The organism is Geminicoccus flavidas (genome assembly GCF_009806515.1).
In the GTDB taxonomy this organism is placed as follows: domain Bacteria; phylum Pseudomonadota; class Alphaproteobacteria; order Geminicoccales; family Geminicoccaceae; genus Geminicoccus; species Geminicoccus flavidus.
Map to the genome: position 1 here is coordinate 1 of NZ_WUJP01000895.1, position 1,609 is coordinate 1,609.

Here is a 1,609-nt window from a genome sequence, read left to right on the forward strand (position 1 = left end):
AGGAAGCCGGTGCGCTCGACGAGCTGCGGCAGGGAGGCTTCGCCGTCGCGGGGCCGGCCTATCGCGACTTCACGACGATGAGCTACATCGCCCATTTCGTCGAGGTGCGGGTCGAGCCGCGCACCAGGCGCATCCGCGTGCCGCGCTTCGTCAGCATCGCCGACTGCGGCCGCGTCGTGAGCCCGAGAACCGCACGAAGCCAGATCCATGGCGGCGTCGTCTGGGCCTTGAGCGCGGCCCTGCGCGAGGAGACCGAGATCGACCCGCGCTTTGGTGGCTATCTGAACTGCGATCTCGCTGACTATGTGGTCGCGGTGAACGCCGACATCGGCGCGATCGAAGTCGGCCTGATCGACGAGCCCGATCCGATCGCGAACGAGACCGGCCTGAAGGGCCTCGGCGAGGTCGTCATGGTCGGCGCCTCTGCGGCCATCGCCAACGCAGTCTTCCATGCGACGGGATCGCGAGTTCGCCATATGCCGATCCGTGTCGAGGATCTTCTGTGATGCAATGGCGTTGGCCGGAAAGGGATGTCGCATGCGCGGGATGACTGGTCGCACGTGGGGGATTGCTGTCACAACACTCGGCCTCGCAGGAGCCGCCCTCGCCCATCATGGCGTGACGGGGCAATACGATGCCGCCACGCCAATCGTTCTTTCCGGCACCCTGACCGCAGCCACATTCTCCCCGCCGCATCCGGTGCTTTCGATCCGGGTGGACGGGGCCGAACTTCCCGCTTTCGAGGTCGGTCGGCCGGAGGAATATTTCGGGCCGGCCGTCGTTCGGCCCGAGGACGTGGGTGAGGTGCGCGAGATCGAGCTTTCGCCGGTCCGCATGTTCTACGATCTCGCCGATCGGTTGAGTATCGGCGACCGGGTTCTGGTCGTCGCCCTGCGCAATTGCCTGCCGCCGCATGAGCTGCGCAGCACCTGGGTCCGGCTCGACGACGAAACCGTCGTTTCCTACACCGGAGACTGGGCGCCGGGTGTCGACGGATGCAGTTGATAGCCCTGTTCCAGTGGATCGAGGGGCTGCATGCGGTTCGCCTGATCGTGACGGTGCCGGGGGTCTATCCCACGATCTCGGCTCTGCATATCCTGGGCATTGGCGTCCTCCTCGGCTCGATCGCCCCGGTGGACCTTCGGTTGTTGCGCGTTCTCGGCTCAAAATTCGACGCGGTGATCCCGACGCTCATCCGCATGGCGCTGATCGGATTCGCCGTCGCCGCGACGACCGGCCTCCTGCTCGCGTCGGTCCGGATCGGACACTACGCGCAGAACCCAGCATTTCTCGCCAAGCTGGCCATCCTGCTGGCGTCAGGGAGCAACGCGATTGCCTTGCACATCGTCTCGCGCCCCGACGACGTGGTGAGCATGGTGGGACGACCCAGAGGTCGCGCCACCGCGATCGCTTCGCTGAGTCTGTGGCTGGGCGCCGTCTTCGCGGGCCGGTGGATCGCCTTCGCATGAACCGGCCAAATGGAAAAAACCACGGACGCCGCTAACTCCTCCTGCCGCCGGTGCGGAACTGTCGAGTCCTTCGATCCCACACGTTGTATCCCTTGATGGAATCCCGATGACCAACTGTCTTCAGACCCTTTCCCGGCGCG

3 protein-coding genes are annotated in these 1,609 nt (G+C 65.4%); all 3 read left to right on the top strand.

Translation table 11 applies throughout. The features are described 5' to 3' along the window. On the top strand, positions 1-506 hold a 506-nt coding region (locus EQG76_RS25600; RefSeq protein WP_159717551.1), incomplete at its 5' end, for a molybdopterin cofactor-binding domain-containing protein. A 31-nt stretch (positions 507-537) separates the two neighbouring features. Continuing rightward, complete coding sequence (locus EQG76_RS25605) at positions 538-1,005, top strand: DUF6152 family protein (RefSeq protein ID WP_200841121.1); 468 nt, start codon at positions 538-540, stop codon at positions 1,003-1,005. Beyond that, a complete protein-coding gene (locus EQG76_RS25610) occupies positions 996-1,469 on the top strand; it encodes a DUF6644 family protein (RefSeq protein WP_159717553.1) in 474 nt (157 codons plus the stop codon). The genes EQG76_RS25605 and EQG76_RS25610 overlap by 10 nt, the downstream gene beginning before the upstream one ends. Positions 1,470-1,609 lie beyond the last annotated feature (140 nt).